Origin of the sequence: Bartonella sp. AA81SXKL, from assembly GCF_042196945.1 — a bacterium.
Lineage (GTDB): Bacteria > Pseudomonadota > Alphaproteobacteria > Rhizobiales > Rhizobiaceae > Bartonella.
Map to the genome: position 1 here is coordinate 1 of NZ_JBHIRH010000195.1, position 775 is coordinate 775.

Genomic DNA, 775 nt, shown 5'->3' on the forward strand with positions numbered 1-775 from the left:
GGAGGACCGATACCTGTAAAGCGAGATGTTTATCGTCATAAGAGAACACTTTCGCACTTAGTGTCGGTCATTCAAGATGAGATTGATGACATAGCCGATGAGTATGTTCAACAAATCCAAGAAAGCATTTTTGCAGCCATTCGTTTTTGTGAACGGGAGACCTTTTACTTTAACGAAAGCCGTGATGTGGTGTTTGAGACACGGGCGGGACAAGGTGTTTATGATGCAAGCACTACCAGCCATATCGAAAGTGCTGTTAAAATCAAAAACGTTTATCTGAGTTCTGATCAACATCATAAGTTTGCCTTGGAATGTAAGGACCATGTTTCTTTAGAGCCTTTGTTATCATCAGAGCAGCAAGGAACGCCGGTTTGTTACAGTTATTTTGATAGGAAATTACATCTTTATCCCACGCCGGATAAAGCCTATCAGATTCAACTCATTCTCTCTCCATTGCGTTTATCAGAGATAGATAGTGTCGATGAGGAGCATCCATGGTTTGTGCACGCGTTTGATTTGATTAAGGCGCGTGCAAAATACGAACTTTACAAGAATATCTTGAAAGATCCCGATTGTGCAACGGCAGCTTACAATGACTTTAACGAACAGTTGCATGAATTGCGTGCAGAGACGTCTCAACGTCATAACGTGACCAGAATAATACCAACGGATTTTTAAGATGGTTTATTTTCCAATCGCTGATTACAGACCAGATGTTTCGGTCGTCAACGGTAGCTTTACGGATACGCTTGTGAATGTTTTACCGGCTGATGGC

1 protein-coding gene is annotated in these 775 nt (G+C 41.8%); it reads left to right on the forward strand.

What is annotated here, in order from left to right:
- A partial coding sequence (locus tag ACFINZ_RS10545; RefSeq protein ID WP_375701488.1) for a hypothetical protein occupies positions 1-678 on the forward strand: 678 nt, incomplete at its 5' end.
- Positions 679-775 lie beyond the last annotated feature (97 nt).